Below are 25529 nucleotides of genomic sequence, written 5' to 3'. Positions count from 1 at the left end.
CGTTTCTGTTTACATATTACTGTGCAGCTTCTTGCTCATTCTCTTGTTGGTTAAACTGGTCAATGGGCAAAATATTTACCGTATCATGAAGTTCTGAATAAACTAAGAATGCACTACCATTAGCCAACTGTACTTTTACGTCTGCCACTTTTTTTGATAACGGCACATCGGCCTCACCGTACTCGGTTCCTTCTCGCAAAACAAATTCTCTAATAATACTGTTTAATGTATCTGGTTCTAGGTCTTTATAAGGGATAATCATAAGTAACTCTCTAAAAAATTTGGAACACGGTGTTCTAGCCAAAACTTAGGTCTTAGAGGGTTATTGCCATTAATAAACCCAACATGACCGCCATTTTTACTGACCTCAAAACATATGTTACTTGGAATACTGCTAATATCACGCGTATTTTCATCACATAAAAAGGGATCGTCATTTGAATGAATAATCAAACAGGGCTGATTGATTTTATCCAAAATAAAGCGTCCACTGGCTTGATGATAATAATCTTCAGCGCTATCAAACCCATTAATAGGCGCCGTAACCTGTTGATCAAATTGCCAAATGGTTTTAATTTTGTCTAATTTCTGTGACAGTTTTTGTGATAACGGATCCGAAAGGAGATTACGCGCCATTTTATCTTTAATACTGTCTTTAAGCATGCCAACTAAGTATTTTTGGTAGATTCTTGAAAAACCTTGGTTGATCCGCTTACTGCAGCTGGCTAAATGTAATGGTGCACAAATTATTGCCGCCGCTTGATAAGGGTTATTGGGTTCTTTTGCTAAATAACGCGCCAATACATTTCCACCAAGAGAAAAACCAATAATTGTCATCGGTAGCTGCGGATATTTTTGTTTTAAAAATTGTGTCAAATAGCTAATATCATCTGTATCACCACTGTGATATGAACGGGCTTTTCTATTAACTCGTCCACTACAGCCTCTAAAATGCATAAGTACGCCTAGCCATTTCTTCTCTTTTATAGCCGACAACATACCTTTGGCATAGTGGCTGTTAACCGAGCCTTCTAAGCCATGTAGAACGACAACTAAAGGACGAGTTTCATCTTGTTCAGGTTTATCGGTCCATGCTAAATCAATAAAATCTCCATCAGGTAACTCTAGCGTTTCATTGCAAGTTTCTAGATGTTTTTTAGATCTTAGAAATTTGGCAAGAATAGTTTGGCAATGAGCATTGTGCAGCCACCAAGCGGGAATGAATTGACTTTGAGTAAACATTTTAAAGTAATAGAGGTCTGTGCTGATTTTTGGATAATATGATTGTAAGTGAATTGAAAATAAATAGATATTGTCAGCCCAAAATAAAGCTCAGCTTGTTAAGCTTGATCATAAATTGTGCATGCTAGACTCTTTGATTAATGCGCATACCTTTGCGAGACTCCTCATCCTTTTTATTAAGCACGGCGGCTGGTAAAATAACATTTAAGCGTTCGTTCTCACAAGTTACTGACGCGTAATGAGTATCTTGAATACGAGAGCGACATTCGCTCACGTCAACCCGTATGGCTTTATAAGTATAACCTGGCTACTAAAAGCATTACTTTTTGCCCGAGTGTGCTTGCTGATTCATTAACATGGATAGGCGCGTCTTCTAGTGCTGTTGGGTTGTCATTCGATCTCTGACATCTAGGCTTGAAATAAAACTAGGATCACCAAGTACTTCTTCTGCTACAGCATTTATTTGTTCGGTTAGTTGGTCTAGCTCATCGTGAATAGTGCTTGGATCGCTAAGCGGTCTCACCGATTGAATGGATAAAACCTTGGCTTTTTGCATACTCTCATTTCCCCGAAGATAGCTTCTCATCTGTTTCTTCACACCCTTTAGTTTTACGTTCAATATAGTTAAGCAAAGAGGATGGTGGATTAATGGATAAATTCAGAGGCACACCTCAACATTTAACTTGAATTGTGCGAGTAATACATCATCATTAATTGAAATAAGTTACTTCGTATAACCAATACCACCCTTTTGAACGATTTTTGTACATAAAGTATTATGAATAAATGGGTTTTGACAATAGCGAATGCTAATCAGTTATTTTCATGAATATTTTTAAGAAAATAGTAGATGTAAAATGCACAAATACCTAAAACAATGACTAAACCAGCAAAAGAATAAAGCACAACAGGATCATTAATAATCATATCGAAAAAGTTCATAACAGACTCCATAAAAATAAATGAGTTACAACAAAAATGGCTATAACTTAATGTCATAGCCATTATAAATCGGTACTCACTTTATGGTTGTGATATAGATCAAAGATTCTTTAATTTAATGGTTGCTCCTTCAACATTTTATAAAAGGATATGTAATTTTATTTCTTAGCTTTCAATTCTTCTTGTTCAATAAATTGTTGATAGAGTCTGTTGGCTTTTTCTCTTGCTTCACTCATTTGTACACTACTGAGTTTTAATTCGTCCATATCTCTACTTTTTTCTGCATCTTTATAACCATTACTTGCCGCAATAATATTCCATACATAAGACATTTCTACGCTTTTTTCTACGCCTAATCCTTCAAAATGCATAAGTGCCAAATTAAATTGCGCTAAAGCGTAATTTTGCTTTGCTGCTGTTGTATACCAACGGGCCGCCTGCTTATAGTCTTTATAAGTACCTAAACCGTTAAAATACATCACACCTAGATTAAATTGCGCGCCAACTAAGTCTTTTATCGCTGCTCTTTCCATAAGTGTAAACGCTTTTTTTAAATCTTTTTTAACAACCACACCTTCAGAATACATAAGTGACAAGTTAAATAGGGCCTCAGAGTAGCCTTGTGCAGCAGAAAGAGACAGCAACTCGAATGCTCTGTTAGGATCTTTTTTCACCCCATAGCCATTTAAATAAATCATAGCCATTTGGTATTGAGCAGGAGAGTACTTTTGGGCAACCAGCGGCTCAAACTCTTCAATAGCGGCTTTAAAAGCGCCACGGTTTAATTCATAAATACCTTTATCAAGATCACCTTGAAAGGCAAAGCTTGAAAAACTGCTAAGCAATGCTAGATAAAAAAGGGCGAATGCTGTTTTTTTCATAAGGTTCTCATTATTTTAAGGGTATTGATATTAAGTGTAGCAAGTAATGTAAAATTTATGATTAAATTTTATATTGAAACTTGTAACATAACTTCTTCAATTTGTTCTTCTAATTCAAGCCAATACATTTCATTGTCTTCAATGTTTGCTTTGAGACTCGCTTGTTGCTTAATGAGTGTCGCTAAGCGTGATTTATGCTCACTTTGATATATATCACTTTCGGCTAATATCGCTTCCACCTCAGCTAATTCGGTATGCAATAGCTGTACTTTTTTCTCGTACTTATCTGCTTGCTTACGCAACGGTGATGCTTTTTTGCGTAATTCAGCCTGTTCTTTTCGTAATTGTTTCTTATCAACAATTTCAGCAGATTTTGCTGGCTTGGTATTTTTGAGTGTTTGCTTTTTATCGTCGTTTAACCATTGTTGATAATCGTCAATATCTCCTAAAAACTCATTAACTTGCCCATTAGCCACCAAGAAAAATTCGTCAACACATGATTCTAATAAAAAGCGATCATGGGCGATCAAAATAATAGCCCCTTCGAAATCTTGTAAAGCGAAGACCAAGGCTTGACGCATTTCTAAATCAAGATGGTTAGTGGGTTCATCGAGTAATAATAATTGTGGCTTCTCATTAACAATTAATGCCAATACCAAGCGTGCTTTTTCTCCACCAGACATGGTTTCTACCGGTGATAATGCTTGGTCGCCAGTAAAACCAAAGCTACCTAAAAAACTCCGAGCTTGTAACTCTGTGGTTTCAGGTCTCGCACGGACAATATGTTCAATAGCACTGCTTGGCATATGTAATTGTTCAAGTTGATGCTGAGAAAAGTAACCTATGGTTAAATCTTGAGCACAATAGCGTTCGCCATTAATTAACGCTATATCACCAGCTAACGACTTTATCAGTGTCGATTTACCTGCGCCATTTCTCCCTAGAAGACCTATTCGACTTCCGGGCACAAGTGTTAAACCGACATCTCGTAAAATAATGGCTTCTTGGCTATAGCCACAGGTCGTTTCTTTTAAGGCCAATAACGGATACGGCAGTGTCTCGGGTGTTTTAAAACTAAAGGTAAATTGACTGTCGATATGTGCTGGCGCTAAGTCGGGTAATTTTTGTAGACGTTTTAAACGACTTTGTGCTTGTTTGGCTTTGCTGGCTTTTGCTCTAAAACGATCAACAAATGAGGTTAAGTGGGCAACTTCTTTTTGCTGCTTTTGAAATTGTGCATCTTGTTGGGCTAAATGTTCGGCGCGTTGGCGTTCAAAGGCGGTATAATTTCCAGAATATAACTTTGCCTCTTGGTGCTCTATATGCAAAATTTGTCCGATAACATCGTCAAGAAAATCGCGGTCATGTGAAATCAGCACTAAAGTACCTGTGAAGCGTTTTAGCCAACGTTGCAACCAAATTACCGCATCTAAATCTAGATGATTGGTGGGCTCATCGAGTAATAAAAGATCTGCTCGGCTAATAAGAGCCTGAGCTAAGTTAAGGCGCATTCGCCACCCACCCGAAAAAGCTTTTACGGCATTACCGAGTTGTTCTTGTAAAAAACCTAACCCATGTAACAATTCGCTGGCACGTGCAGGCAAACTATAGCCATTAATGGCATCAATGTGGTTAATAATGAGGGCTTCTTGGTTACCGTCATCATTTAACCGTGCTTGTTCAAGTTTTTGTTCCAGCTGACGAAACTCTTTATCACCGTCCATAACATAATCTAAAGCTGATTGTTCAAGCGCAGGTGTTTCTTGTTTTACCGTGGCGACATCCCAGCCCGAAGGCATGCTTACATCACCTCTGTCGGGTTGTAAATCACCTAATAGCGCAGCAAATAAAGACGATTTTCCACAGCCATTAGCGCCCACTAAGCCAACTTTGTGGTTAGGATGTATAGTAAAGCTTGATGCCTTTATAAGGTTTTTAGCGCCTCTATCTAAGCTTAAGTCGGTGGCTATGATCATGGTTTATAATTACTCATTTTAATTCAGAGTGCTATTGTCCTTTTCCTATCGATAAGATTCAAGGTAAAATAATGTTACTGGATTCTATTTGGATTGAAAAACATGAAAAAAAGATTTATTGCTGGCGCTATTTGCCCAAAATGTAATGCTATGGATACGATGGGTTTAACCAAAGAAAACAACATTGAAAAAGTCACCTGCGTGAGCTGTGGACACCAGATGTCACAACCAGAAGAACATGTCGTGAAACAAATTCGTCCAAAAGAGCAAGTGTTTGGTATTTTTAAGCAAGAGTAATGTGGGTGTTTTGACAACCTGAAATTATTCAGGATGTCATTCACACGAGTAGAAGTAGAACAACTACATTAATAATGAGGTGGTGGTGGCTCTACTTCTTGCGATTGGCTTTGCCCTGGAGCATTATCTTGCACTCGTCTAGCGATTAATTTTAGCTGAGATCTCAGCTCTGAAAGCTCTAATTGATGGATAGCAAGCTCATTGTTTAATTGCTCAATAATATCGTCTTGAAAAGCATTGCGAGATTGAAGCGCTTCCACACTTTCTCGTAATTCGATAATGTCTCTGGGGGTTTCTATTGTCATGATTTTGGGTTACCTAGCGCTACTTTCTTTGCCAAAGTTCAGCGTATCCAGATGAACTTTCAGTGATGATTTGGTTCTTTTCTCTAAAGGCGACACTATACACTACCGCACCCGCAGCACGAATACTTTCTTTTGGCGTTACTCGCCAGCTGTCTAGTCTTTCACCCGTCGCGATACTCCAAAGGTTAACCTTTCGAGTAGGAGCTCCGGTTAATAATTTAGTGCCATCGTCAGAAAATCGTACAGAGCTGAAAATCTCCTGGCGATTAAAGTACTGTAATTGGCTGATGCGTTTACCTGTTTTTAAATCCCAAATGTTCGATGATTTTTGACTGTCTGCGGTAAAAGCGAAGCGACCTTTGGGATCAATAGCCACCATAGTGACCCTACTTGGGTGGTTAAATCGATAAATAACCTGACCACTTTGTGTGTCCCATATATAAGCAACGTAATCATTACCGCCTGAAATAGCGATACGGCCATTGGGAAGCATGTCAACCGCATTAATTTTTTCTGTGTGACCTAAAAACTCTAAACGACGACCGTTACTCATCGTAATGTGAACAACGGTCCCGTTGCTTTTACCAAGGAGAATAAAATCACCATTATTAGACAAAGCAATATCACGAATTGTTGATTCGCGTACTTTCCAATAACCCTCAGATTCTCCTGTAGTTATATTCCACAAAGAAAAAGCTTCTCGGTTTGCAGTGAGCGCATGACTATTGTTGTTTGAAATGTCGGCTAACAGCACTAAGTTATCGCTACTGTTTTGCTGTTGTGACCAGCGGTATTTTAGTGCATTTTTTTCTATGTCCCATAAACTTAAACCATGATGAATAGAAGAAACAACACTGTATTTAGCATCATTAGAAAGATTAGCCGCGTAGGAGCCTTCTGTAGCATGCTGCCAGCGTTGTATAGGTTTGTCGCCAGCAGGCTGACAAGCGCTATTAAGTAAGGAAAAGAGACAGACGAAAAGCAGTGTTAGCTTGTTATTACACTTGTTCACAATATTAATACTTTTTTCTTAGTTAATTTATCGTTAGTATAAGCCGCATTGTCTAACAATACATAATATTTAATCAATAGCTTAGGGGACTTCCTCCACCTGAGTACTAGGTTATGTTAACGGAGAAAAAATGAAATTATTTAAGCCAACTATGTTAGCTATTGCACTTGTGTCAGTGTTTGGCTGTCAAGAAAGTGTAGAACAAACAGCACCAGCGCCTGTTTTAGAAACTGAAATACAAAAGCAATCTTACAGTTTAGGTGCTTCAATTGGCATGTACATGCAAAAGAACCTTGATCAACATGAAAAATTAGGTGTTCCACTTGACCAAGCATTAATTACCCGCGGATTTACCGACAGTCTTGCTGGCAAGTCAATTATTGAAAAAGAAGAGATTCAAGCGTTATTAATGAGTCTTGATGAACAAATGAAAGCAAAACAACAAGAAGCAGCGACAGCTGAATCTGCTGCAGCAATTGAACAAGGCACCAAGTTTTTAGAAGAAAATGCTAAGAAAGACGGTGTAAAAATTACTGAATCAGGTATTCAATATGTTGTTGTAACTGAAAGTGAAGGTGAAAAACCTAGCGCCGCTGATACGGTAACTGTTCACTACACTGGCACTTTCATCGATGGTGAAAAGTTTGACAGTTCACACGACCGCGGCAAGCCGTCAGTATTCCCATTAAACCGTGTTATTAAAGGTTGGACGGAAGGCGTACAGTTAATGTCAGTTGGCTCAAAGTATATTTTTACTATTCCCTCTGATTTAGCCTACGGACCAGCTGGTAACCCACAAAATGGGATGCCAGGTAATTCAGTATTACAGTTTGAAATTGAATTATTAGACATTAAAAAGGCAGCTACACCAGAAGAAGCGATTAAATAGTCAGTAATAACGTTTCTGTCAAAAAAGCCAATTGTGTAAACAATTGGCTTTTATATGTTCAGGATGAACGGTATAACGCGTTGCCATGGATGGGAAGGAGCGTATATGTTCAGGATGAACGGTATAACGCGTTGCCATGGATGGGAAGGAGCGTATATGTTCAGGATGAACGGTATAACGCGTTGCCATGGATGGGAAGGAACGTATATGTTCAGGATGGTCATTCTCCGATATTCAAAGATATAATCTTATATTGCCAGTTGCTCGCCAACATACTCAGCGATAGCTAAACTGGAAGTTAGGCCGGGCGAATCAATACCAAATAAATTAACTAATCCCTTTAAACCATGTTCTTTTTCGCCTTGAATAATAAAATCTTTAAAACCATCAGAGGGACCCTGCAGTTTAGGGCGTATACCAGAATAAGCCGGTTGCAAGCGTGACTCATCTAAAGTTGGGTAGTAGCGTTGAATAGCGCTAACAAATTTAGCTTTTAAATGAGCCGATACTTGGTAGTCAATACTATCGATATACTGCGTGTCTGGGCCAAACTTTAATTGTCCGCCAATATCTAATGAGGCATGAATACCTAGACCATATGCTTGAGGTAGCGGATAAATCAGTTGCGTAAAAGGGCTTTTTCCTTGGTAGGAAAAATAGTGCCCTCGACAATAATAAAGTTTTGGAATATGTGTTTTTGCTAAAGCCTTAATGTTTTCGGCCACTTTGGTGCTGTGTAATCCCCCGGCATTAATCAAATAATGACAATGTAACTGCATGATCTCACCTTGGCTATTTAAGGTAACAATAAATCCATCACGACTTTTTTCTGCGTTAATAAACTGGGTTTGTCCAACAAACTGGCCTTTATTGTGTTCAATGTCTGCCAGTAATGCTTGCATATAGCAATGAACATCAATAATACCTGTTGAGGGGGAAAGTAAAGCTGCAGTGGCATGCAACTCTGGATTAGACACTTTAAGCTCACTTTCCGTTAGCCAAGTAAGATCATTAACACCATTAAGTGCGGCTTGCTTTAACGTGTTTTTTAAGGATATTTCTTCGGCGCGGCCATGGGCAACGAGAAGTTTTCCTAAGCGTTGATGGGGAATATTGCGGTCTTTACAATATTGGTAAAGTTTTTCTTTGCCTTTTACGCAGAGTTTGGCTTTTAAACTGTGCTGAGGATAATAAATGCCAGCATGAATAACTTCACTATTACGGCTACTAGTTTCCTCGCCAAAATGGGGGTTTTTATCAATAATAAGGACATTATTTACATCGTTACTCAATTTAGCGCCAATGGCTAACCCGACAACCCCTGCACCAATAATTATCGCCGCTACTTTTTCCATAACTTCATCTATCACGTTAGCTTATTAAGAGTGTGGTCGTCTCTTATATAAAGATCAAGAAAAAGAATAGCTTAAAGCTATGACCAATAAACATTGTTAGTTTGAAAGTTTTTTTATTCCATTTTGGAATAAAAAAGCCTTTTCTATTCTTTTTATTATCGGCAAAGCCAGTCTATTATTATTTTATTAAATTTAAATGGGCGAATTGACCTTATGTTGCCAAACCAACAGAACTTACAGAAAACTATGCTAGATGCAAATCAACTTTCATCATTACAACACACTATTGGCAGTTACTCTGCGTTACAACTTGCGTGGGCAAGTGGTTATTTAGCGGCTAAATCTGAAGGTGCATCCGCAGGCGTTAGCCCATCAGCTGTTGCAGCCCCGGCGGCAACGCTAACGATTTTATTTGGTTCGCAAACAGGAAATGCTAAAGGTGTTGCTAAAGCGTTAGCCGCACAAGCACATGCGCAAGGTATGGTCATTGACTTAAAAAGCATGAGCGACTTTAAGCCTAAGAGTATTAAGAATCTTACACACTTACTAATTGTTGCGAGTACAAATGGCGAAGGTGAAGCACCTGATGACGCCATTGCATTACATGAATTTTTAGCCTCGAAGAAAGCCCCTAAGCTCGACAACTTATACTATAGTGTTTTAGCTCTTGGCGACACCAGCTATGAGTTTTTCTGTCAAACAGGTAAAGATTTTGACGAATACTTAAGTAAGTTGGGTGCAAAGCAAATGTCGCCACGTGTAGATTGCGATGTTGATTATGACGCAGATGTAAAAGCATGGTCAGACAGTGTCGTTAATAAAGCGAAAGCATTGTTTGGTAGCGAAGTAGACACCAACAATGTCGTTGCTATGCCAACAGCAGGTGCAATGAGTGAATATACTAAACAAGCACCTTATGCTGCTGAATTAAGTTTAAGTCAGAAAATTACCGGCCGTGATTCAGCGAAAGATGTTCGCCATATTGAAATTGATTTAGCTGATTCAGGTATAACTTATCAAGCAGGCGATGCTTTAGGTGTTTGGTTTGAAAATGACGAAAGCTTAGTGGCAGAACTTATTTCAGTATTGAATTTGTCAGCAGATGAAAACATTGAAGTGGCGGGCGAAAGTTTATCGTTAGCCCAAGCGTTAACATCAAAACTAGAAATCACCCAAACAGCGGTTAATTTTATTAGTTTTTGGGCTGATAAATCAAAAGATAAAAACTTGCTTACCTTAAGCGAAGATAAAAATGCTGCTCGTGAATATGCGGGTAACCATCAAATTGTTGATGTAGTCAAAGCGGCTCCGGCTGAAGTTACCGCGCAAGATTTTGCTGATGCTCTGAGAAAAATCACCCCGCGTTTATATTCTATTGCTTCTAGTCAAGCGGAAGTCGAAGAAGAAGTGCATTTAACTGTAGGCTTAGTTGAATACAATGACAATGATCATTTAAGAACCGGGGGGGCTTCAAGCTTCTTAGGTAAACGTCTTGAAGAAGGCGGTATGGTTAAAGTTTTCATTGAACACAACGACAATTTTCGTTTACCTGAAAATGGCGATACTCCGGTAATAATGATTGGCCCAGGGACAGGTATTGCGCCTTTTAGAGCCTTCATGCAAGAACGTGAAGCGACGACAGCAAGTGGTGATAACTGGTTGTTTTTTGGTGACCAAACGTTCACACAAGACTTTTTATACCAAGTTGAATGGCAAGGTTATTTAAAATCAGGTTTGTTAACAAACCTTGATTTAGCTTTTTCTCGTGACCAAGCAACAAAAATATATGTGCAAGATCGTTTACGTGCAAAAGCCAGCGAAGTTTTTGCTTGGTTAGAGCGTGGCGCACATTTATATATTTGTGGTGACATGAGCCGTATGGCAAAAGATGTTGAACTCGCTTTAGTCGATATTATTGCTGAGCATGGCAAATTAAGCATCGAACAAGCACAAGACTATTTAAAAGAATTACGCAACGCGAAGCGTTTCCAGAAGGATGTTTACTAATGACGACAACAAATAAAGATATCGTACTAACAGGTCCAGGCCCACTAATTGTTGAAGGTAAGCAAGCTGATAATGAACGTTTAAAAGCAGACAGTAATTTTTTACGTGGCACAATCGTTGATGACTTAAAAGATCAGACAACAGGTGGTTTTACTGCCGACAATTATCATATTATTAGAACTCATGGTATGTATCAGCAAGATGACCGTGATATTCGTGGTGAACGCACCAAGCAAAAGTTAGAACCATTACATAACGTTATGTTACGTGCTCGTATGCCTGGCGGTATTATCAAGCCAGAGCAGTGGTTAGCTATTGATAAATTTGCTCAAGAAAGTACCTCATATGGCAGTATACGTTTAACAACACGTCAAACGTTTCAGTTTCATGGCGTATTAAAGCCAAATATTAAATTAATGCATCAAACATTAAACAGTATTGGTATCGATTCAATTGCTACTGCTGGCGATGTTAACCGTAATGTTTTATGTACTTCTAATCCTATTGAGTCAGAACTTCATCAAGAAGCGTATGAATGGGCAATAAAAATTAGTGAGCATTTATTACCAAAAACTCGTGCTTATGCCGAAATTTGGTTAGACGGTGAAAAGCTTGAAGGCCCTGAAGGTAAAGAAACTGAAGAGCCTATTTTAGGCAGTAACTACTTACCACGTAAATTCAAAACAACGGTCGTTATTCCGCCACAAAATGACATTGACGTTCATGCCAATGACTTAAATTTCATCGCGATTGCTAAAAACGGCAAGTTAGTCGGTTTCAACGTACTCGTTGGCGGTGGTTTAGCAATGACCCATGGCGATAAGTCAACGTATCCTCGCAAAGCAGACGACTTTGGTTATGTGCCTTTAGCTCATACCTTAGCTGTTGCGACCGCGGTTGTTACAACACAACGCGATTGGGGTAACCGAGTAAACCGTAAAAATGCCAAAACTAAATACACGCTTGACCGAGTCGGTGTAGAGACCTTTAAATCGGAAGTTGAACAACGTGCTGGTATTACGTTTGAAACCTCACGTCCTTACGAGTTCACAGAACGTGGCGATCGTATCGGTTGGGTTGAAGGTTTTGATGGTAGACATCACTTAGCATTATTTATTGAGAACGGTCGCTTACTTGATAAACCAGGTAAACCCCTTAAATCAGGTGTTGCTGAAATCGCGAAAATTCATAAAGGTGATTTTCGTATGACAGCCAATCAGAACTTAATTGTGGCCGGAGTGGCAAGCGAAGACAAAGCAAAAATTGAAGCGATTGCTCGTGAATATGGCTTGATGAATGACACTGTTTCAAAGCAACGTAAAGACTCTATGGCTTGTGTATCATTTCCAACCTGTCCATTAGCGATGGCAGAAGCCGAGCGATATTTACCCGGTTTTGTCACCGATGTTGAGGGGATTTTAGCGAAACACAAGATGAGTGATGAAAGTATTATTTTACGGGTTACGGGTTGTCCAAATGGCTGTGGCCGTGCAATGTTGGCCGAAATTGGCTTAGTCGGTAAAGGTCCGGGTAAATACAATATGCATTTAGGTGGAAACTTAGCCGGAACGCGTGTACCAAAAATGTATAAAGAAAACTTAAGCGAACAAGATATTCTTGATGAAATGGATGCGCTAGTGGGGCGTTGGTCTTCAGAGCGCACGGATAGAGAAGCGTTTGGCGACTTTACTATCCGCACCGGTATTATCGCAGAAGTGAAAAACAGCAAGCGAGATTTTCATGACTAAAGTTATAAGCAGCAGTACGAATGTTACAGAGATAAAGGCGTCGATTAATAACCGTTTCCCCGCTTCTTTGCCTAAGCCATGGTTAAATCAATGGAATGAGTTGTTAGAAAAGCAAACCGCCACCGAGCGTGTTGAGTGGTCGATGGAAAATTTACCGTCGCAGTTTGTTTTGTCATCAAGTTTTGGTATTCAATCGGCGGTTATGTTGCATATGTTGACGCAAGTTGACGCAAATATCCCAGTACTTATTACTGATACCGGACACTTATTCCCTGAAACCTATCAGTTTATTGAAAAGCTCAACGAACGTTTGAACTTGAACTTACAAGTGTATAGTGCAGCTGAAAGTGCGGCATGGCAACAAGCAAAATATGGCGAAGAATGGGCGAAAGATGAGGCATCTTTAAAAGCCTATAATCGCCGTAATAAAGTTGAACCCCTCGAGCGTGGTTTAGATGAACTGCATGCGGCAACATGGTTTTCTGGTGTTAGGCGTCAGCAATCAGAGCATCGTCAAGGTTTGCCTGTTGTCAGTATTTTACGCGGTCGCTTTAAAGTTCATCCAATTATTGATTGGAGTAATAAAGATGTACATGAGTACCTAACGAAGCATAATTTGCCTTATCATCCATTATGGGACAAAGGTTATGTATCCGTTGGCGACACGCACAGTACACGACCGTTAACGTTAGGTATGACTGAAAGTGATACCCGTTTTTCTGGCATGGCGAGAGAATGTGGCCTACATACTGACGGTGACGGTATTTAAAGTAAGTCTTACTAAAGATTTAATCTTAAGGACAAACATCTTGGATGCTTGTCCTTTTTATGTTTAATACTGTTAACGTCATATTCAATTGGCCTATATAAATGTAGGCACTGATTTTTTATGGAACAGAAAATTGTCTTTCAATAAGAGGGCATTTGGGGGCTGGTACCCGCAAACATCAACCTTCAACAACCGAAAAACTCTCACTTATTGCACTTTTCAAATGCTGTAAATAAGCATCATCAACATTATCGCTGATCAGACGTGCCAGCTCGCTACCAACCGGGGTAAATTTATAAAACTTCAGTACACAGGAAGACTTTTTTGCCGTAAGTGTTAATGGCCTACCGTTAAAATTAAAAGTAAACGCTTCTGACTTATCCATGGGGTTAGACTCTGTTTCTTGTATAAAAACGAGGTGATTATCAGCCAAAATGAGTAAGTCAGCGTAGCTTAATGAAAACTGACTAAAGGGTATGTTTTGCTCTCTGTTTTTACTAAAAAAGTTGAACAAGCTTGGTGTCTGATAGGCTCCTGAGATAATACGAATATTTCTTTTCGCTGGCTCTGTCACTGCCAAACTGCAAGCCTTTGCTAACAATTTAGCCTCGGTAATACTCATCGCACGAAAAATTTTAAGCGTTTTAGTTGAGAACGAACCGGGTTGTGATATTTCACCCGCGAGGATTTTGGCCCACAAGTTTTGCATTGTCGTATTACTAACATCTTCAGCGAGTTCAGTGAAGGTACTAAACCAATCCGCGTCTGCTTTATTTGCGAACTCTGTCGCAGAACAGTAATTGATTGACCTTTTAATAATTGCTTCAAGATTTTCTTGCTTTCGTAATGCAGAAATTCGTGCTCTTTTTTGAGTTCTTTCTTCCAAGGGCATTTGTTTTTCTAGTGAAGCTAACCCGCCATCAAGTACGAAGTTCTTAGCTAATGCTAAAAGCTGCATTTGCGAGGAAACCCCTGCATTTTTTTTATTGCCACCATTTTTACTGGTAGATGTTGTTTTTATGACTTCGTTGTTAACAGGCTTGTCAGTAATAACAAGGGGTACAGTTGAGGGTTCGTTTATGTCTTTCATAAAAAATTACCGTAACTAATATATTATTTTTATTACTATTTTTTCTAAGCATACGCTGGAAAATTAAAATCAGCAATCTTCTCTTTATTAATCTAAACTTAACATAAAATAAGGAAGCAATTGAAATTATGAATATAATTGTAATTCTAGGTTGAATATTATTTAACTGACTCTTATTATGTAGTTTATTGGGAATATAGTTCATAATAAATTTGATGTTAAAAAAATCTTAATCAGTTATGTTTCACTGGTTAATTGAGGGCGATATGCAGGCTTCTGAAAATAATAATGACGACTTTTTATTTATTGATGATAGTGATGAAGATGAAATTCTAAATGATGGTAGTGCTGAAACGTGGAAAGTATTGATTGTTGATGATGATCCCGAAATTCACTCTGTTACTCAGTTAGCACTCTCCGATTTAGTTGTCTTAGGTAAAAATATAGAGTATATCCACGCTTATTCTGGACGCGATGCATGCCTGCTTATTGAAGAGCACGAGGATATCGTTTTGGTATTACTCGACGTTGTCATGGAAACTGATGATGCTGGCTTGAATGTTGTTAAACATATTCGCGAAACGCTCTGCCGCCAAGATATACGTATCGTACTTAGAACGGGTCAGCCAGGTTACGCACCAGAAGAGAGTGTCATCAAAGATTATGATATCAACGACTATAAAACTAAAACAGAATTAACTCGCCGTAAATTAGTCACAACAGTATATGCTGCTATTCGTTCATACCAACAAATTCACTCAGTAAACCAAAACCGCCTTGGTTTAGAAAAAATTATTAGTGCCACTGCAGACTTGCTTGAACTCCATAGTATTCATGAATATGCAGAAGGTGTATTGTCGCAATTAATTAAGTTGAGTAAGAGCCATTGCAGTGTTTTTTGTGCCCGTGGGCAAGGTATAATAGAAGGCTCTGACGATTTAAGCTTACATGTTTTAGGTCAAATGGGGCATAGCACCGAATTAATAAATCAAAAAATATCTTGCTTCGATAGCAACGTATTACAAGACCGCATTAGCCGTTGTTTTACCCAAAAGCAACATGGTTATAATCATGACCATGCGGCATTGTATTTAGCGAGTGGTGGATACCGTGCTGTTATTTATCTTGAGCTTGAGCAAGAATTAACAGAAATTCAAATACAATTAATTGAAGTGTTTTTAGCCAATGTAGCGATCGGCTATGAAAATGTTCATTTATTTCAAAAGTTGAGAAATGCCGCATATCGTGACTGGCTTACTGAATTACCGAATCGTTTAGAGTTTGTTAATTTACTTGACCGCTTTATTCAATCAGAAGAGACAGATCTTGTTGCTGCCTTAATTGATATTAATCACTTTAGTGATATCAATGATGGTTTGGGACAAGATTTAGGTAATAAACTTCTCCTTGCGGTAACAGAAAGAATGAAAGAGTTAGGCAACGGTTGTCAAATTGCTCGTATGGGTGCTGACGTGTTTGGTGTTATTGGCCCTGCTGATAGCGTAAATCCTGATAGGTTAATGTCATTATTTTATCGTTCATTTACCGCGGGTGAACAGCGTTTACCGGTTACGGCATGTTTTGGCTTATGTTCAAAAAGTAGTGCAGGGGAACAAGGGGTAAAAGTGCTTAATCAAATAAACATCGCATTGAATTTAGCTAAAAAAAGCGACAATGTGAATTTTGTTTATTATAAAAAAGAAATGGAAGATGAAACCCTATGGCGTTTAGGTATGATCAGGCAATTACGTACTGATTTTGCTGATAATCGTTTGGAACTTTGGTATCAACCTCAACTGAGTTTAATAGCACGCAAGGTTATTGGCGCTGAAGCATTACTGCGCTGGCGCACCGCTGAAGGTAAATTTATTTCACCTGCCGTGTTTATTCCTCTTGCAGAATACTCAGGTTTAATCGTTGAGATTGGTGACTGGGTTATTAACCAAGCATGTAAACAAATTAAAGTATTAGAGCAGCAGAAATTTGACCATGTAGGTATTTCAGTGAATGTTTCTATTCCTCAATTTAAACGTGATAACTTTGTTGACAGTGTTATTCAAGCAACGATTAGACATGATGTTAAACCGAGTAAGCTTGAATTAGAAATAACCGAAAATATTTTAATGGACGAGCCTCAAGTTGTTATTGACGCATTAGTTAAATTAAAAGCAGAAGGTATTAGTATCGCTCTTGATGATTTCGGTACAGGGTATTCTTCAATGAGTTACTTACAAAAACTACCACTTGACCGTTTAAAAGTGGATCGATCATTTATTACTGATATTGCACAGCCAGGACAATCATTAATTGCTGACACCATTATAAACTTAGGTAAGCAAATGAACTTAAAAGTTATTGCTGAAGGTATTGAAGAAGAAGCACAACAAGCCCATTTAATTGCTCAAGGGTGTGACGAAGTACAAGGTTTCTTTTACGCTAAACCCATGCCTGCTGATGAATTTTTAACGTTTTTACGTAATAATAATTAACGTTAACTAATCTTTTGTTTCATTAAAAGAAAGCCAAGATATATTATCCTGGCTTTCTATGTTTACTCCTTCAACTGTAATCGATACAGTAAAAACATATATATTTAAATGTCTATAACTCCGCTGCATAACATTTCCAAGCACCTTTCATATCAAGACATCGTACGTTAATTTCATGAACGCCAGGATACTGTGATGTAAGGTTTTGGTATGCTCCTCCATAAGCTTCACCATAAGTATCTCCCCAAATACTAGAGCCTGATACAGACTGATGTGTAGCTGCTAATGCAGTAAATGCTGTTGATGCAGTGATTGCTATCGCTAAAATTATAGTTTTGATTCTCATAAGTATCCTTATTAGATTATTAAAATGAGTATAGGTGTATATAAAAACATAAAAGACTGTCTAAAAAATAGCCGGTCAATCTTTGAGAATAGCCTAGTACTGCTTTTTATTTAACGTGATATATACATATAGTTAACTTTTTGTATCTATAACTTATCGTATTGAATGTTTAAAAAAGGTTAACCTACTCGATATTTTTCTAATATTTCATTGACATGTTTTCTAAAAGTTTTGGCTACTAAATTTTGTCTTTATTGAAATAAATTATTACAATTCAGACGTTTGTGATTAAATTTTAAAACGATATATTGTTGTATTAGATATTTTACCTTTATTTATTGGGTAAAAGTTATCGCATTAATAAGGATTAATTTTCATGGAGCGTAATAGTGATCAAGATTGATAACATCAGTCGAATTTATGGCGAAGGTGAAACACAAGTTATAGCACTGAATAATGTTTCATTAACCATTGAAAATAATGAATTCGTTGCGGTAATGGGAACCTCGGGTTCAGGTAAATCAACCTTAATGAGTATCTTGGGTTGCCTCGATACACCCACGTCAGGTGAATATTTATTGTCGGGAGAGTCGATAAAAAATATTGATGATGAAAGCTTGTCGCAAATACGTAATCGAAAAATAGGCTTTATTTTCCAAACCTTTCATTTATTACCCCGATTAACAGCACTTGATAATGTTATTTTACCTTTACGTTACAGTAATGCAGATCCCGAGGATGCAAAAAAACGCGGCATGGAAATGCTCGATAAAGTGGGCTTAACTTCAAGATGGCATCATAAACCTTTCGAAATGTCTGGTGGGCAACGCCAACGTGTTGCTATTGCCCGAGCTTTAGTCAATCGCCCTGAAGTCATTTTTGCTGATGAACCGACAGGTAACCTAGATTCAAAAACGTCTTATGAAATCATGGGTTTACTTTGTGAATTGCATGCTCAAGGACAAACTATTGTGATGGTAACTCATGAAGAAGATATTGCGGCATATGCTGACAGAATGATCCGTATGAAAGATGGTAACGTGATTGAGGACCGATTATGTATAAAAAACTAATAATATCAAGCATTACACTTTTTTATAGTTGCTGTACCTTAGCCTTAACGCAAATCCCTTTAATATTATCAGGTCAAATTAAAGCCAGTGACAATCAAACATTTTATTCTCCTAAAACAGATAGTTGGAATGTACAAGTGCAGTGGTTGTTGCCTGAGGGTGACATTGCCAAAAAAGGCGACTTAGTTGTTGTATTTGATAGTGGCTCAATCCAAAGTCAAATAGAACAAGAAAAAGTGAGTTTAATTGCTGCCAATGAAGAGTTATTTCGAATTACCAGTACGGCAGAACAATCACTTTTGGAAGCAACTTACGGGCAAAAAAGAACCGCGCTGCTTCTTGATAAAGCACGTATCGATGCCAGTATTTCTGTTGTGCATTTAAGTCAGTATGAATACCAAAAAAACCAACTTGAGTTCGAAAAAACGGTTGTCGCTAATGCGAAAGCCCTTGAAAATTTAAAGCAAGTCAACCTAGCTAATACGGTTGCAGTGACTAAGCAAAAAATTACCATCATAAAACATCAAGATAAGTTGCAATACAATGAATATAAACTCAAGCAAATGAGTGGTTATGCTGAGCGCACTGGTCCTGTTCTTTATGGTACTCATCCATGGTACGGAGAGAAAGTGTTTGTCGGTATGACAGCGCAACCTTCGTGGGAAATTGCCAAAATTCCTTCGGTGAATGGTTTGTACGTTGAAGCTTGGGTCCATGAGGTTGACTATAAAAATTTGCAATTAAAGTCAGTGGTAGATTTCAAACTTGACGCCTTTCCACAATATAACCTTGCTGCAACATTAACCGAAATATCTAGCCAACCCGAAGAACGTAAAGAATGGGGAAGCGATGTTTATTATCGCGCTGTTTTTTCTTTTACCGTTGACGAAGCCTTAACGTTGTTACCAGGCATGAGCGCTCAATTAGAGTTTACAGGAGTAGACCCAAGTGAATAAATATCTGCCCATTATATGGCTAGTATTGTTGTGTGCATGTGAAAAAGTACCCAGCGAAACAGTGAAGTTAGAAAAGGTAAGGCTTATTGTAACCGCCAGTGGTGAATTAGAGTCAAAGCAAACCGCAATGATAGCCCCTCCATCTGTTTCTGGTATGTGGCAGTATCAAATTAAAAAGCTTGCACAAGAGAATACGCGTATTAAAAAAGGTGAATTGATTGTTGCTTTTGACAGTAAAAAAGTCATGGATAGGTTGGTTGATAAACAAGCCGATTTAGCACGTGCTCAACAGGAATTAGAAAATAAGGAAATTAAGGCAACAGAGACAGAACAAGAGCTGATTCTCAGTATCGCTGAAAAGCAAATGGACTATGAAAAAGCAGAACGCAAGGCTGATATTATCGATTACAGTCGTTCTGATAACGATCGTAAAAAATCGATTATTGATTTCACTATTGCTGAAAATGATTTTTTTCTTGCAAAAGAAAGACTTAAATTTCATGAGAATAATAAGGCACTAAATTTAAAGTTAGCTAAAGGGAAGGTACATCGATTAAGGGCTGAAGTTGATGAGTTTAAAAGTGATATAGAACGTTTGAAAGTGAAAGCGCCTATTGACGGTATGGTTATTTATCGAGCAAACTTTCAAGGAGAAAAACCAGCGGTTGGCGAGAGTATTCAATTTGGTCAGCCGGTTGTTGAGCTTGCCGTTATTGAACAAATGCAATTAAAGGCACAAATTGCTGAACCTGATAGTGGCAAAATCAAGCTGAACCAACAAGTTAAAATCATGATTGATGGTACACAAGAAATTGTTCTACAGGGAGAAATTGTTGAATTAGGTCGTGTTTTTCGTGATAAGTCTTCTCAAGATAAACGCCGCGTGTTCGATGCAATCATTGCTTTTGAACAACCTGAAGACATTGTTATACGTCCTGGGATGACCGCACGTATAGAGGTGGTTACTGAAGTGATCGATAACGCGTTAACCTTGTCTTCTCAAGCGGTTAAGTTAGAGAATGGTCAAGGGAGTGTGTTAATTCCTGGTCTTTTATCTGATCATATTCAAAGGATTAAAATTGCCCATATTGTGGGAGATAAAGTGGTCATTAAAAGTGGCTTATCACAAGGAGATATAGTGACTTTATGAGATATTCACAACAAAAAATACTGAAAAAAACATTAATTGTCAGTTTACTGTTTATTGCAATAACAGGCTGTTCAGGCCAAGAAAGTGATCCTTTGTTATATGAGGTTACTCAGCAAGAATTTGTGGTTAATGTACCTGCAAAAGGAGAGTTGTTTGCAGCAAAAGCAACCGTTATAAGTGCACCGATAAGCAGGCAAGGACCGCAAAATATTTCTTGGCTAGCACCAGAGTTTTCACGTGTTAAAAAAGGAGATGTTATTGCACGCTTTGACGGCGAAGCCATGGAAATTCAAAGCAAAGATAGACGTAACGAATTATCAATCACTAAACAAGAAATCATTGAAAAAACAGGTATGCTCAACCAAGCACTTGACTCAATAAGTAAAGATATTGGTATGGTGGGGCAAGAGAAAAGTTTTGCTGAAAATTTCTCAATCAATGATGATCAAATACGTTCAAAATTAGAGATACTTGATTCATTACAAAACACCCAATACTTGGGATCAAAAGAAGAATATCTTTATTGGAAAAATGATAGTTTTAGCGCGAGTTCAGCAGGAGACATGGGCTTGTTAGAAATGAAGCAAGCGCAAAGCAAGAGTAAATTAAAGCAGTTGAGTGAAGGTTTAGCAAAGCTAGAAGTTAAAGCACCCCACGATGGGTTACTTGCTTATAAAGCCAATTGGCGTGGTGAAAAACCTCGCGAAGGGCAATCACTATGGCCAGGGCAAAAAATCGCTGAATTACCTGACATCAGTAACATGAAAGTGAAGCTATTCGTCTTAGAAAGTGAAGCAATAAACTTAGCGATAGATAAACCGGTAAGCATTACTTTAAACGCCTATACGGATAAACCCTTTAAAGGCACTGTTGAAACAGTTGCCCCTTTTCCTACGTCGATAAAGCGGGGCGATCCGCAAAAATATTTTGAAGTTATTGTTGTTTTAACAGAGCAAAACACTGAGCTATTTGTTCCTGGAAGAAAGTTAGAAGCCAATATTGAAATTATCGCCACCAGTAAGAAAATGGTTATTCCACTGCAGAGCGTATTTGTAGAAGCGAAACAATCTTTTGTTTATTTATATAAAAATGGCGATTACATCTCTACCCCCGTTACATTAGGGCAGTCAAGTTTAAGTCATGTTGAAATTTTATCAGGGCTTAAAGAAGGTCAGAAAATAGCATTAACCAATAAGGAGCATAGTTAATGAAATATTTAGCGATTTTTCTCGATACTTTTTCCGAGCTTGCCCAGCATAAGCTACGTACTTTATTAACGTTACTCGGTATGATATTCGGCGTTGGCGCAGTTATCGCGATGCTTAATATTGGTGAGGGAGCTGAAGCTGAAGCGATGAAAATGATCGACTCAATGGGACTGCATAACTTGATCATAGAAGGGAAGGTTTTTGAAGAGAAAGAGTTACAAGAACAACGTAAGCACTCCACAGGGCTAAGTATCAGAGATGGTGAAATCAGTGCGAGTTCATTACCCTTTGTTACGGCATTTAGTGCGCAAAAACTAATAGATACTTACAGTATATTTAGTGGAGAGGGTAAAAGTGATGGTGAAGCAACAGGAGTAAGTGCCAGCTTTTTTGCATTATCTAAATTCAATTTAGCACAGGGGCGTTTACTCAACGAAACTGACGATCAAAACTTTTCTCAGGTGGCACTGCTTGGTTCATCGACAGCAAAGCAGCTTTTTCCACAAGGTAATGCTATTGGCCAAAATATTAAAATCAATCACCTTTGGTTTAAAGTGGTCGGAGTATTACAAGCGCCTTTTTTAAAGAAGCAGGAGTTTCAGGGCATAAAACTCGGTGGCGACCAACGTCAGGTGTTTATTCCCTTAAAAACAGCGATACATAAATTTGCCAGTAAGAAACTTGCAAGTGAAGTCACTAGCATTAAACTCAAACTTGATGACAGTGTTGATCCTATTAGCGCCGCGAAAGCGGTGAGTCATTTACTTGACCGTCGCCATAATGAAGTCGATGATTATAACTTGGTTATTCCCGCCGCTTTATTAGCTCAGCAAAAACAGACACAACAAATATTTAATATTGTGATGTCTTGTGTTGCCGGTATCTCTTTATTAGTGGGGGGCATCGGTATTATGAATATTATGCTTGCTACCGTATTAGAACGAACCAAAGAAATTGGTTTGTTGCGAGCGGTTGGTGCCACGCAAAAAGATATTCGTTTACAGTTTATTGCCGAGAGTTTTACTATTTCAATTATGGGGGGCATCTTGGGGGTGTTTTTTGGGATCATGCTCTCAGAGCTTATCGCGCTTTATTCTGAATGGGCCGTATCATGGTCAACGAGTGCAATTATTTTGTCTTTTAGTATTTGTGCACTTGTAGGGTTAACCTTCGGTGTTTACCCTGCAATCAAAGCATCAAAACTTGACCCTATCGACGCCTTACAAAGTGACTAACGGCTTTCAAAAGCGTTTACATGTCTTGTAAACGCTTTTGAATACATTAATGTTATCTTTTTCACAGGAACGTTAACGCGGTAGGTTTGCACTGAGCAAATGGTCAAGTCTATTTCTTACTTCGTTAAATGGTCCATCACATCTTTAATGACTGCTTAGTCTATTGACCTGTCGACTCGATAAATGAGCTTTCGACTAAGCTGTTTTTTAGTGATTTAGCTAAAAAACGATAGATTAATACACCTAATTAAAACGCCCGTTTAAATAATTTGCATTTATTTTTCTTTCAAGGCACACTCAATCGTCTATTATTATAAAAACTGATCATTAAATTATTATTTAATCGGTATCAGACCCTATTTTTATCCCACTAAACGAGGAAACTAGGCATGTTATTTCAAGGTCAAAACCTTTCTGCCGAATTACTGAATGACGGCATTGTTGAATTTAAATTTGACGCACAAGGCTCAGTGAATAAGTTCGATCAGGAAACTTTTAAAGAATATATTGAAGTGGTTGCTGCGATTAATAATTGTAGCGATGCGAAAGGCGTTTTAGTGACGTCTGGAAAGTCTAACTTTATTGTTGGTGCGGATATCACTGAATTTTTAGCAATGTTTAAACTGCCAGAAGCGGAACTTGTTCCTTGGATCAAAGGTGGTTCAGACGTTTTTGACTCATTTGAAGACATTAATTTGCCAACAGTTGTTGCGCTTAATGGTTTTGCTTTAGGTGGCGGTTGTGAAATGAGCTTAGCTTGTGACTACCGTATTGCTGATACAACATGTTCAATAGGTTTACCTGAGGTTAAATTAGGTCTTATTCCTGGTTTTGGTGGCACAGTGCGCTTACCCAGAATTATTGGCGCTGATAACGCGGTTGAATGGATGTCTACCGGTAAAGCTTTTAAACCAGAACAAGCTATGGCTGTCGGTTTATTGGATGCTGTTGTTGCCCCTGAGTATTTGCGTGAAGCGGCTATTAGCATGCTTAAAGAAGCAATGGCAGGCAAGTTAAATTGGCAAGCTAAACGTCAACAGAAACTCGACGCGCTAAAACTTAGCCCTGTTGAATCAATTATGACCTTCAATACGTGTAAAGGTATGATCGCCGCTAAAGCCGGTAAACATTACCCTGCACCAATGATGATGGTAAAAACTATCGAAGCTGCAGCTTTACTCGGTAGAACAGAAGCGATGCTTATTGAAAATGCTAACTTTGCTAAACTTGCTAAAACTGATGCTGCTACCGCGCAAATTGGCTTGTTTATGGCAGACCAAGTGGTTAAAGGCAAAGCAAAGAAAGCCGCTAAAATGGCAACTAAACAAGTGAATAAAGCCGCTGTATTAGGTGCTGGCATTATGGGCGGAGGTATTGCTTACCAGTCTGCCTATAAAGGTACGCCAATCATCATGAAAGACATTAATGATGCGGCACTGGATTTAGGTTTAAATACCGCTGCTGGCATTTTAACCAAGCAAGTTGAACGTGGTCGCATGAATGTTAAGACTATGGCTGGCGTGTTAAATAACATCACACCAACACTTAGCTACGATAGTGTTAAAGATGTTGATATTGTGGTTGAAGCCGTAGTAGAAAACCCTAAAGTAAAAGGTATGGTACTTGCTGAAGTAGAAAGTTTTCTTTCTGAGGATGCGATTTTAACTTCTAACACCTCAACAATTTCTATCGATTTGTTAGCGCAAAGTGTAAAGCGTCCAGAAAACTTCTGTGGTATGCATTTCTTTAATCCGGTAAACAAAATGCCATTGGTTGAAGTTATTCGTGGTAAAGCAACTTCTGAAGAAACTGTTGCAGCTGTTGTTGCTTACGCCGCTAAAATGGGTAAGTCACCGATTGTTGTTAACGACTGCCCTGGCTTTTATATCAACCGTGTTTTATTCCCATATTTTGCTGGCTTTAGCCAATTAATGCTTGAAGGCGTTGATTTTGCAGCTGTTGATAAAATTATGGAAAAACAATTTGGTTGGCCAATGGGCCCAGCATACTTACTTGATGTTGTTGGTGTTGATACCGCCGATCACTGTACGGGTGTCATGTCATCTGGTTTTCCTACGCGTATGGCAAAAATCGATAATGACCCAGTAAGCACTTTGTATAGTAACAAGCGCCTTGGTCAGAAAAATGGCAAAGGCTTTTATGATTACGGTCAAGACAAGCGCGGCCGTCCAACAAAAGTAGCTTCTGCTGATGCTTACGCATTGTTTGAAAGTACCTGTGCAGACAAAAAAGAATTCAGTAGTGAAGACATTATTGCTCGCTTAATGATCCCTATGGTCAATGAAGTGGTGCGTTGTTTAGAAGAAGGTGTTGTTGATACTGCCGCTGAAGCTGATATGGGCTTAATTTACGGTATTGGCTTCCCACCGTTTAGAGGTGGTGCAATTCGTTATTTAGAAACGTTAGGTTTAACTAACTTTATTGCTATGGCCGATAAGTATGCGCATTTAGGTGAAATTTATCAGGTAACTGACGGATTACGCGAAATGGCTAAATCAGGTAAATCTTATTTCAACACCGACGTAAAAACAGCATAAG

General features: G+C 38.5%; 23 protein-coding genes. 12 read left to right on the top strand and 11 right to left on the bottom strand.

The features are described from left to right. Positions 1-16: 16 nt before the first annotated feature. From H4J73_RS16310 to H4J73_RS16285, 6 genes are all read right to left on the bottom strand, one after another. The gene (locus tag H4J73_RS16310; RefSeq protein WP_182177481.1) at positions 17-262 is read right to left on the bottom strand and encodes a YheU family protein; all 246 of its coding nucleotides are present in this window, start codon (positions 260-262) and stop codon (positions 17-19) included. Next, complete coding sequence (locus H4J73_RS16305) at positions 259-1242, bottom strand: hydrolase (RefSeq protein WP_182177479.1); 984 nt, start codon at positions 1240-1242, stop codon at positions 259-261. Before H4J73_RS16305 ends, H4J73_RS16310 begins: the two co-directional genes overlap by 4 nt. Before the next feature lie 373 nt (positions 1243-1615). Then, positions 1616-1798: a hypothetical protein gene (locus H4J73_RS16300; protein ID WP_182177477.1), complete on the bottom strand. Its 183-nt coding sequence runs from the start codon at positions 1796-1798 to the stop codon at positions 1616-1618. Positions 1799-2055: 257 nt separating this feature from the next. Further along, the gene (locus H4J73_RS16295; RefSeq protein ID WP_182177475.1) at positions 2056-2184 is read right to left on the bottom strand and encodes a DUF3149 domain-containing protein; all 129 of its coding nucleotides are present in this window, start codon (positions 2182-2184) and stop codon (positions 2056-2058) included. A gap of 158 nt (positions 2185-2342) precedes the next feature. Further along, positions 2343-3065, bottom strand: coding sequence for a tetratricopeptide repeat protein (locus tag H4J73_RS16290; protein ID WP_182177473.1), 723 nt, complete (start codon positions 3063-3065; stop codon positions 2343-2345). Positions 3066-3133: 68 nt separating this feature from the next. Next, entirely contained in the window at positions 3134-5041 is a 1908-nt protein-coding gene (locus tag H4J73_RS16285; protein WP_182177471.1) for an ATP-binding cassette domain-containing protein, read from the bottom strand. Between the two features lie 102 nt (positions 5042-5143). Here H4J73_RS16285 and H4J73_RS16280 point away from each other — a divergent pair, with 102 nt between their 5' ends. After that, positions 5144-5338, top strand: a complete 195-nt coding sequence (locus H4J73_RS16280; RefSeq protein ID WP_182177470.1) for a YheV family putative zinc ribbon protein — start codon at positions 5144-5146, stop codon at positions 5336-5338. Positions 5339-5406: 68 nt separating this feature from the next. On the opposite strand, the gene H4J73_RS16275 is transcribed toward H4J73_RS16280, so the two are convergent. Then, positions 5407-5643, bottom strand: coding sequence for a SlyX family protein (locus H4J73_RS16275; RefSeq protein ID WP_182177468.1), 237 nt, complete (start codon positions 5641-5643; stop codon positions 5407-5409). 19 nt (positions 5644-5662) lie between these two features. Beyond that, positions 5663-6655: a hypothetical protein gene (locus H4J73_RS16270; RefSeq protein ID WP_310649640.1), complete on the bottom strand. Its 993-nt coding sequence runs from the start codon at positions 6653-6655 to the stop codon at positions 5663-5665. Positions 6656-6785: 130 nt separating this feature from the next. Between H4J73_RS16270 and H4J73_RS16265 the strand changes: the two genes are divergently transcribed. After that, the gene (locus H4J73_RS16265; protein ID WP_182177466.1) at positions 6786-7544 is read left to right on the top strand and encodes an FKBP-type peptidyl-prolyl cis-trans isomerase; all 759 of its coding nucleotides are present in this window, start codon (positions 6786-6788) and stop codon (positions 7542-7544) included. A gap of 248 nt (positions 7545-7792) precedes the next feature. On the opposite strand, the gene H4J73_RS16260 is transcribed toward H4J73_RS16265, so the two are convergent. Further along, positions 7793-8899 (bottom strand): NAD(P)/FAD-dependent oxidoreductase, encoded by a 1107-nt coding sequence (locus tag H4J73_RS16260; RefSeq protein WP_182223587.1) that lies wholly within the window; start codon positions 8897-8899, stop codon positions 7793-7795. 213 nt (positions 8900-9112) lie between these two features. On the opposite strand from H4J73_RS16260, the gene H4J73_RS16255 reads away from it, so the two are divergent. Genes H4J73_RS16255 through H4J73_RS16245 form a run of 3 tightly spaced genes read left to right on the top strand, consistent with a single transcriptional unit; the run spans position 9113 to position 13423 of the window. After that, complete coding sequence (locus H4J73_RS16255) at positions 9113-10906, top strand: assimilatory sulfite reductase (NADPH) flavoprotein subunit (protein WP_182223586.1); 1794 nt, start codon at positions 9113-9115, stop codon at positions 10904-10906. Further along, complete coding sequence (cysI, locus tag H4J73_RS16250; RefSeq protein ID WP_220459976.1) at positions 10906-12654, top strand: assimilatory sulfite reductase (NADPH) hemoprotein subunit; 1749 nt, start codon at positions 10906-10908, stop codon at positions 12652-12654. Before H4J73_RS16255 ends, cysI begins: the two co-directional genes overlap by 1 nt. Beyond that, positions 12647-13423, top strand: a complete 777-nt coding sequence (locus H4J73_RS16245) for a phosphoadenylyl-sulfate reductase (RefSeq protein WP_182177460.1) — start codon at positions 12647-12649, stop codon at positions 13421-13423. Before cysI ends, H4J73_RS16245 begins: the two co-directional genes overlap by 8 nt. 178 nt (positions 13424-13601) lie before the next feature. On the opposite strand, the gene H4J73_RS16240 is transcribed toward H4J73_RS16245, so the two are convergent. Continuing rightward, on the bottom strand, positions 13602-14513 hold the full coding sequence (locus H4J73_RS16240; RefSeq protein WP_182177458.1) for a TIGR03899 family protein: 912 nt from the start codon (positions 14511-14513) through the stop codon (positions 13602-13604). Positions 14514-14779: 266 nt separating this feature from the next. Between H4J73_RS16240 and H4J73_RS16235 the strand changes: the two genes are divergently transcribed. Continuing rightward, complete coding sequence (locus H4J73_RS16235) at positions 14780-17002, top strand: EAL domain-containing protein (RefSeq protein WP_182177456.1); 2223 nt, start codon at positions 14780-14782, stop codon at positions 17000-17002. 112 nt (positions 17003-17114) lie between these two features. Here the strand turns inward: H4J73_RS16235 and H4J73_RS16230 are convergent, their stop codons facing one another. Beyond that, positions 17115-17348, bottom strand: coding sequence for a hypothetical protein (locus H4J73_RS16230; protein WP_182177454.1), 234 nt, complete (start codon positions 17346-17348; stop codon positions 17115-17117). Between the two features lie 389 nt (positions 17349-17737). Between H4J73_RS16230 and H4J73_RS16225 the strand changes: the two genes are divergently transcribed. The 6 genes from H4J73_RS16225 (at position 17738) to fadB (ending at position 25528) form a co-directional block, all read left to right on the top strand. Beyond that, a complete protein-coding gene (locus H4J73_RS16225; RefSeq protein WP_182177452.1) occupies positions 17738-18421 on the top strand; it encodes an ABC transporter ATP-binding protein in 684 nt (227 codons plus the stop codon). Continuing rightward, the gene (locus H4J73_RS16220) at positions 18406-19377 is read left to right on the top strand and encodes an HlyD family efflux transporter periplasmic adaptor subunit (protein ID WP_182177450.1); all 972 of its coding nucleotides are present in this window, start codon (positions 18406-18408) and stop codon (positions 19375-19377) included. Before H4J73_RS16225 ends, H4J73_RS16220 begins: the two co-directional genes overlap by 16 nt. Further along, positions 19370-20527, top strand: coding sequence for an HlyD family efflux transporter periplasmic adaptor subunit (locus H4J73_RS16215; RefSeq protein WP_182177448.1), 1158 nt, complete (start codon positions 19370-19372; stop codon positions 20525-20527). Before H4J73_RS16220 ends, H4J73_RS16215 begins: the two co-directional genes overlap by 8 nt. Then, positions 20524-21735, top strand: coding sequence for an efflux RND transporter periplasmic adaptor subunit (locus H4J73_RS16210; protein ID WP_182177446.1), 1212 nt, complete (start codon positions 20524-20526; stop codon positions 21733-21735). The genes H4J73_RS16215 and H4J73_RS16210 overlap by 4 nt, the downstream gene beginning before the upstream one ends. Then, positions 21735-22970 carry an ABC transporter permease gene (locus tag H4J73_RS16205; protein WP_182177444.1) on the top strand — a complete coding sequence of 412 codons (1236 nt, stop codon included), beginning with the start codon at positions 21735-21737 and terminating at the stop codon, positions 22968-22970. Before H4J73_RS16210 ends, H4J73_RS16205 begins: the two co-directional genes overlap by 1 nt. Positions 22971-23359: 389 nt before the next feature. Then, positions 23360-25528: a fatty acid oxidation complex subunit alpha FadB gene (gene fadB / locus H4J73_RS16200; RefSeq protein ID WP_182177442.1), complete on the top strand. Its 2169-nt coding sequence runs from the start codon at positions 23360-23362 to the stop codon at positions 25526-25528. Position 25529: the final 1 nt, after the last annotated feature.

Origin of the sequence: Colwellia sp. MB3u-41, assembly GCF_014076845.1 — a bacterium.
GTDB lineage: Bacteria > Pseudomonadota > Gammaproteobacteria > Enterobacterales > Alteromonadaceae > Colwellia_A.
The sequence above is the reverse complement of the archived record's forward strand: the minus strand, read 5'-3'. Positions and strand labels throughout refer to the sequence as shown.

Excerpts from the sequence above, each read along its gene's own strand:
- H4J73_RS16235 (WP_182177456.1), top strand. The coding sequence starts at position 14,780 with ATGCAGGCTTCTGAAAATAATAATGACGACTTTTTATTTATTGATGAT.
- H4J73_RS16210 (WP_182177446.1), top strand. The coding sequence starts at position 20,524 with ATGAGATATTCACAACAAAAAATACTGAAAAAAACATTAATTGTCAGT.
- H4J73_RS16220 (WP_182177450.1), top strand. The coding sequence starts at position 18,406 with ATGTATAAAAAACTAATAATATCAAGCATTACACTTTTTTATAGTTGC.
- H4J73_RS16205 (WP_182177444.1), top strand. The coding sequence starts at position 21,735 with ATGAAATATTTAGCGATTTTTCTCGATACTTTTTCCGAGCTTGCCCAG.
- H4J73_RS16240 (WP_182177458.1), bottom strand. The coding sequence starts at position 14,513 with ATGAAAGACATAAACGAACCCTCAACTGTACCCCTTGTTATTACTGAC.
- H4J73_RS16285 (WP_182177471.1), bottom strand. The coding sequence starts at position 5,041 with ATGATCATAGCCACCGACTTAAGCTTAGATAGAGGCGCTAAAAACCTT.
- H4J73_RS16290 (WP_182177473.1), bottom strand. The coding sequence starts at position 3,065 with ATGAAAAAAACAGCATTCGCCCTTTTTTATCTAGCATTGCTTAGCAGT.
- H4J73_RS16300 (WP_182177477.1), bottom strand. The coding sequence starts at position 1,798 with ATGCAAAAAGCCAAGGTTTTATCCATTCAATCGGTGAGACCGCTTAGC.
- H4J73_RS16230 (WP_182177454.1), bottom strand. The coding sequence starts at position 17,348 with ATGAGAATCAAAACTATAATTTTAGCGATAGCAATCACTGCATCAACA.
- H4J73_RS16265 (WP_182177466.1), top strand. The coding sequence starts at position 6,786 with ATGAAATTATTTAAGCCAACTATGTTAGCTATTGCACTTGTGTCAGTG.
- fadB (WP_182177442.1), top strand. The coding sequence starts at position 23,360 with ATGTTATTTCAAGGTCAAAACCTTTCTGCCGAATTACTGAATGACGGC.
- H4J73_RS16310 (WP_182177481.1), bottom strand. The coding sequence starts at position 262 with ATGATTATCCCTTATAAAGACCTAGAACCAGATACATTAAACAGTATT.
- H4J73_RS16260 (WP_182223587.1), bottom strand. The coding sequence starts at position 8,899 with ATGGAAAAAGTAGCGGCGATAATTATTGGTGCAGGGGTTGTCGGGTTA.
- H4J73_RS16255 (WP_182223586.1), top strand. The coding sequence starts at position 9,113 with ATGTTGCCAAACCAACAGAACTTACAGAAAACTATGCTAGATGCAAAT.
- cysI (WP_220459976.1), top strand. The coding sequence starts at position 10,906 with ATGACGACAACAAATAAAGATATCGTACTAACAGGTCCAGGCCCACTA.
- H4J73_RS16275 (WP_182177468.1), bottom strand. The coding sequence starts at position 5,643 with ATGACAATAGAAACCCCCAGAGACATTATCGAATTACGAGAAAGTGTG.
- H4J73_RS16245 (WP_182177460.1), top strand. The coding sequence starts at position 12,647 with ATGACTAAAGTTATAAGCAGCAGTACGAATGTTACAGAGATAAAGGCG.
- H4J73_RS16295 (WP_182177475.1), bottom strand. The coding sequence starts at position 2,184 with ATGAACTTTTTCGATATGATTATTAATGATCCTGTTGTGCTTTATTCT.
- H4J73_RS16280 (WP_182177470.1), top strand. The coding sequence starts at position 5,144 with ATGAAAAAAAGATTTATTGCTGGCGCTATTTGCCCAAAATGTAATGCT.
- H4J73_RS16305 (WP_182177479.1), bottom strand. The coding sequence starts at position 1,242 with ATGTTTACTCAAAGTCAATTCATTCCCGCTTGGTGGCTGCACAATGCT.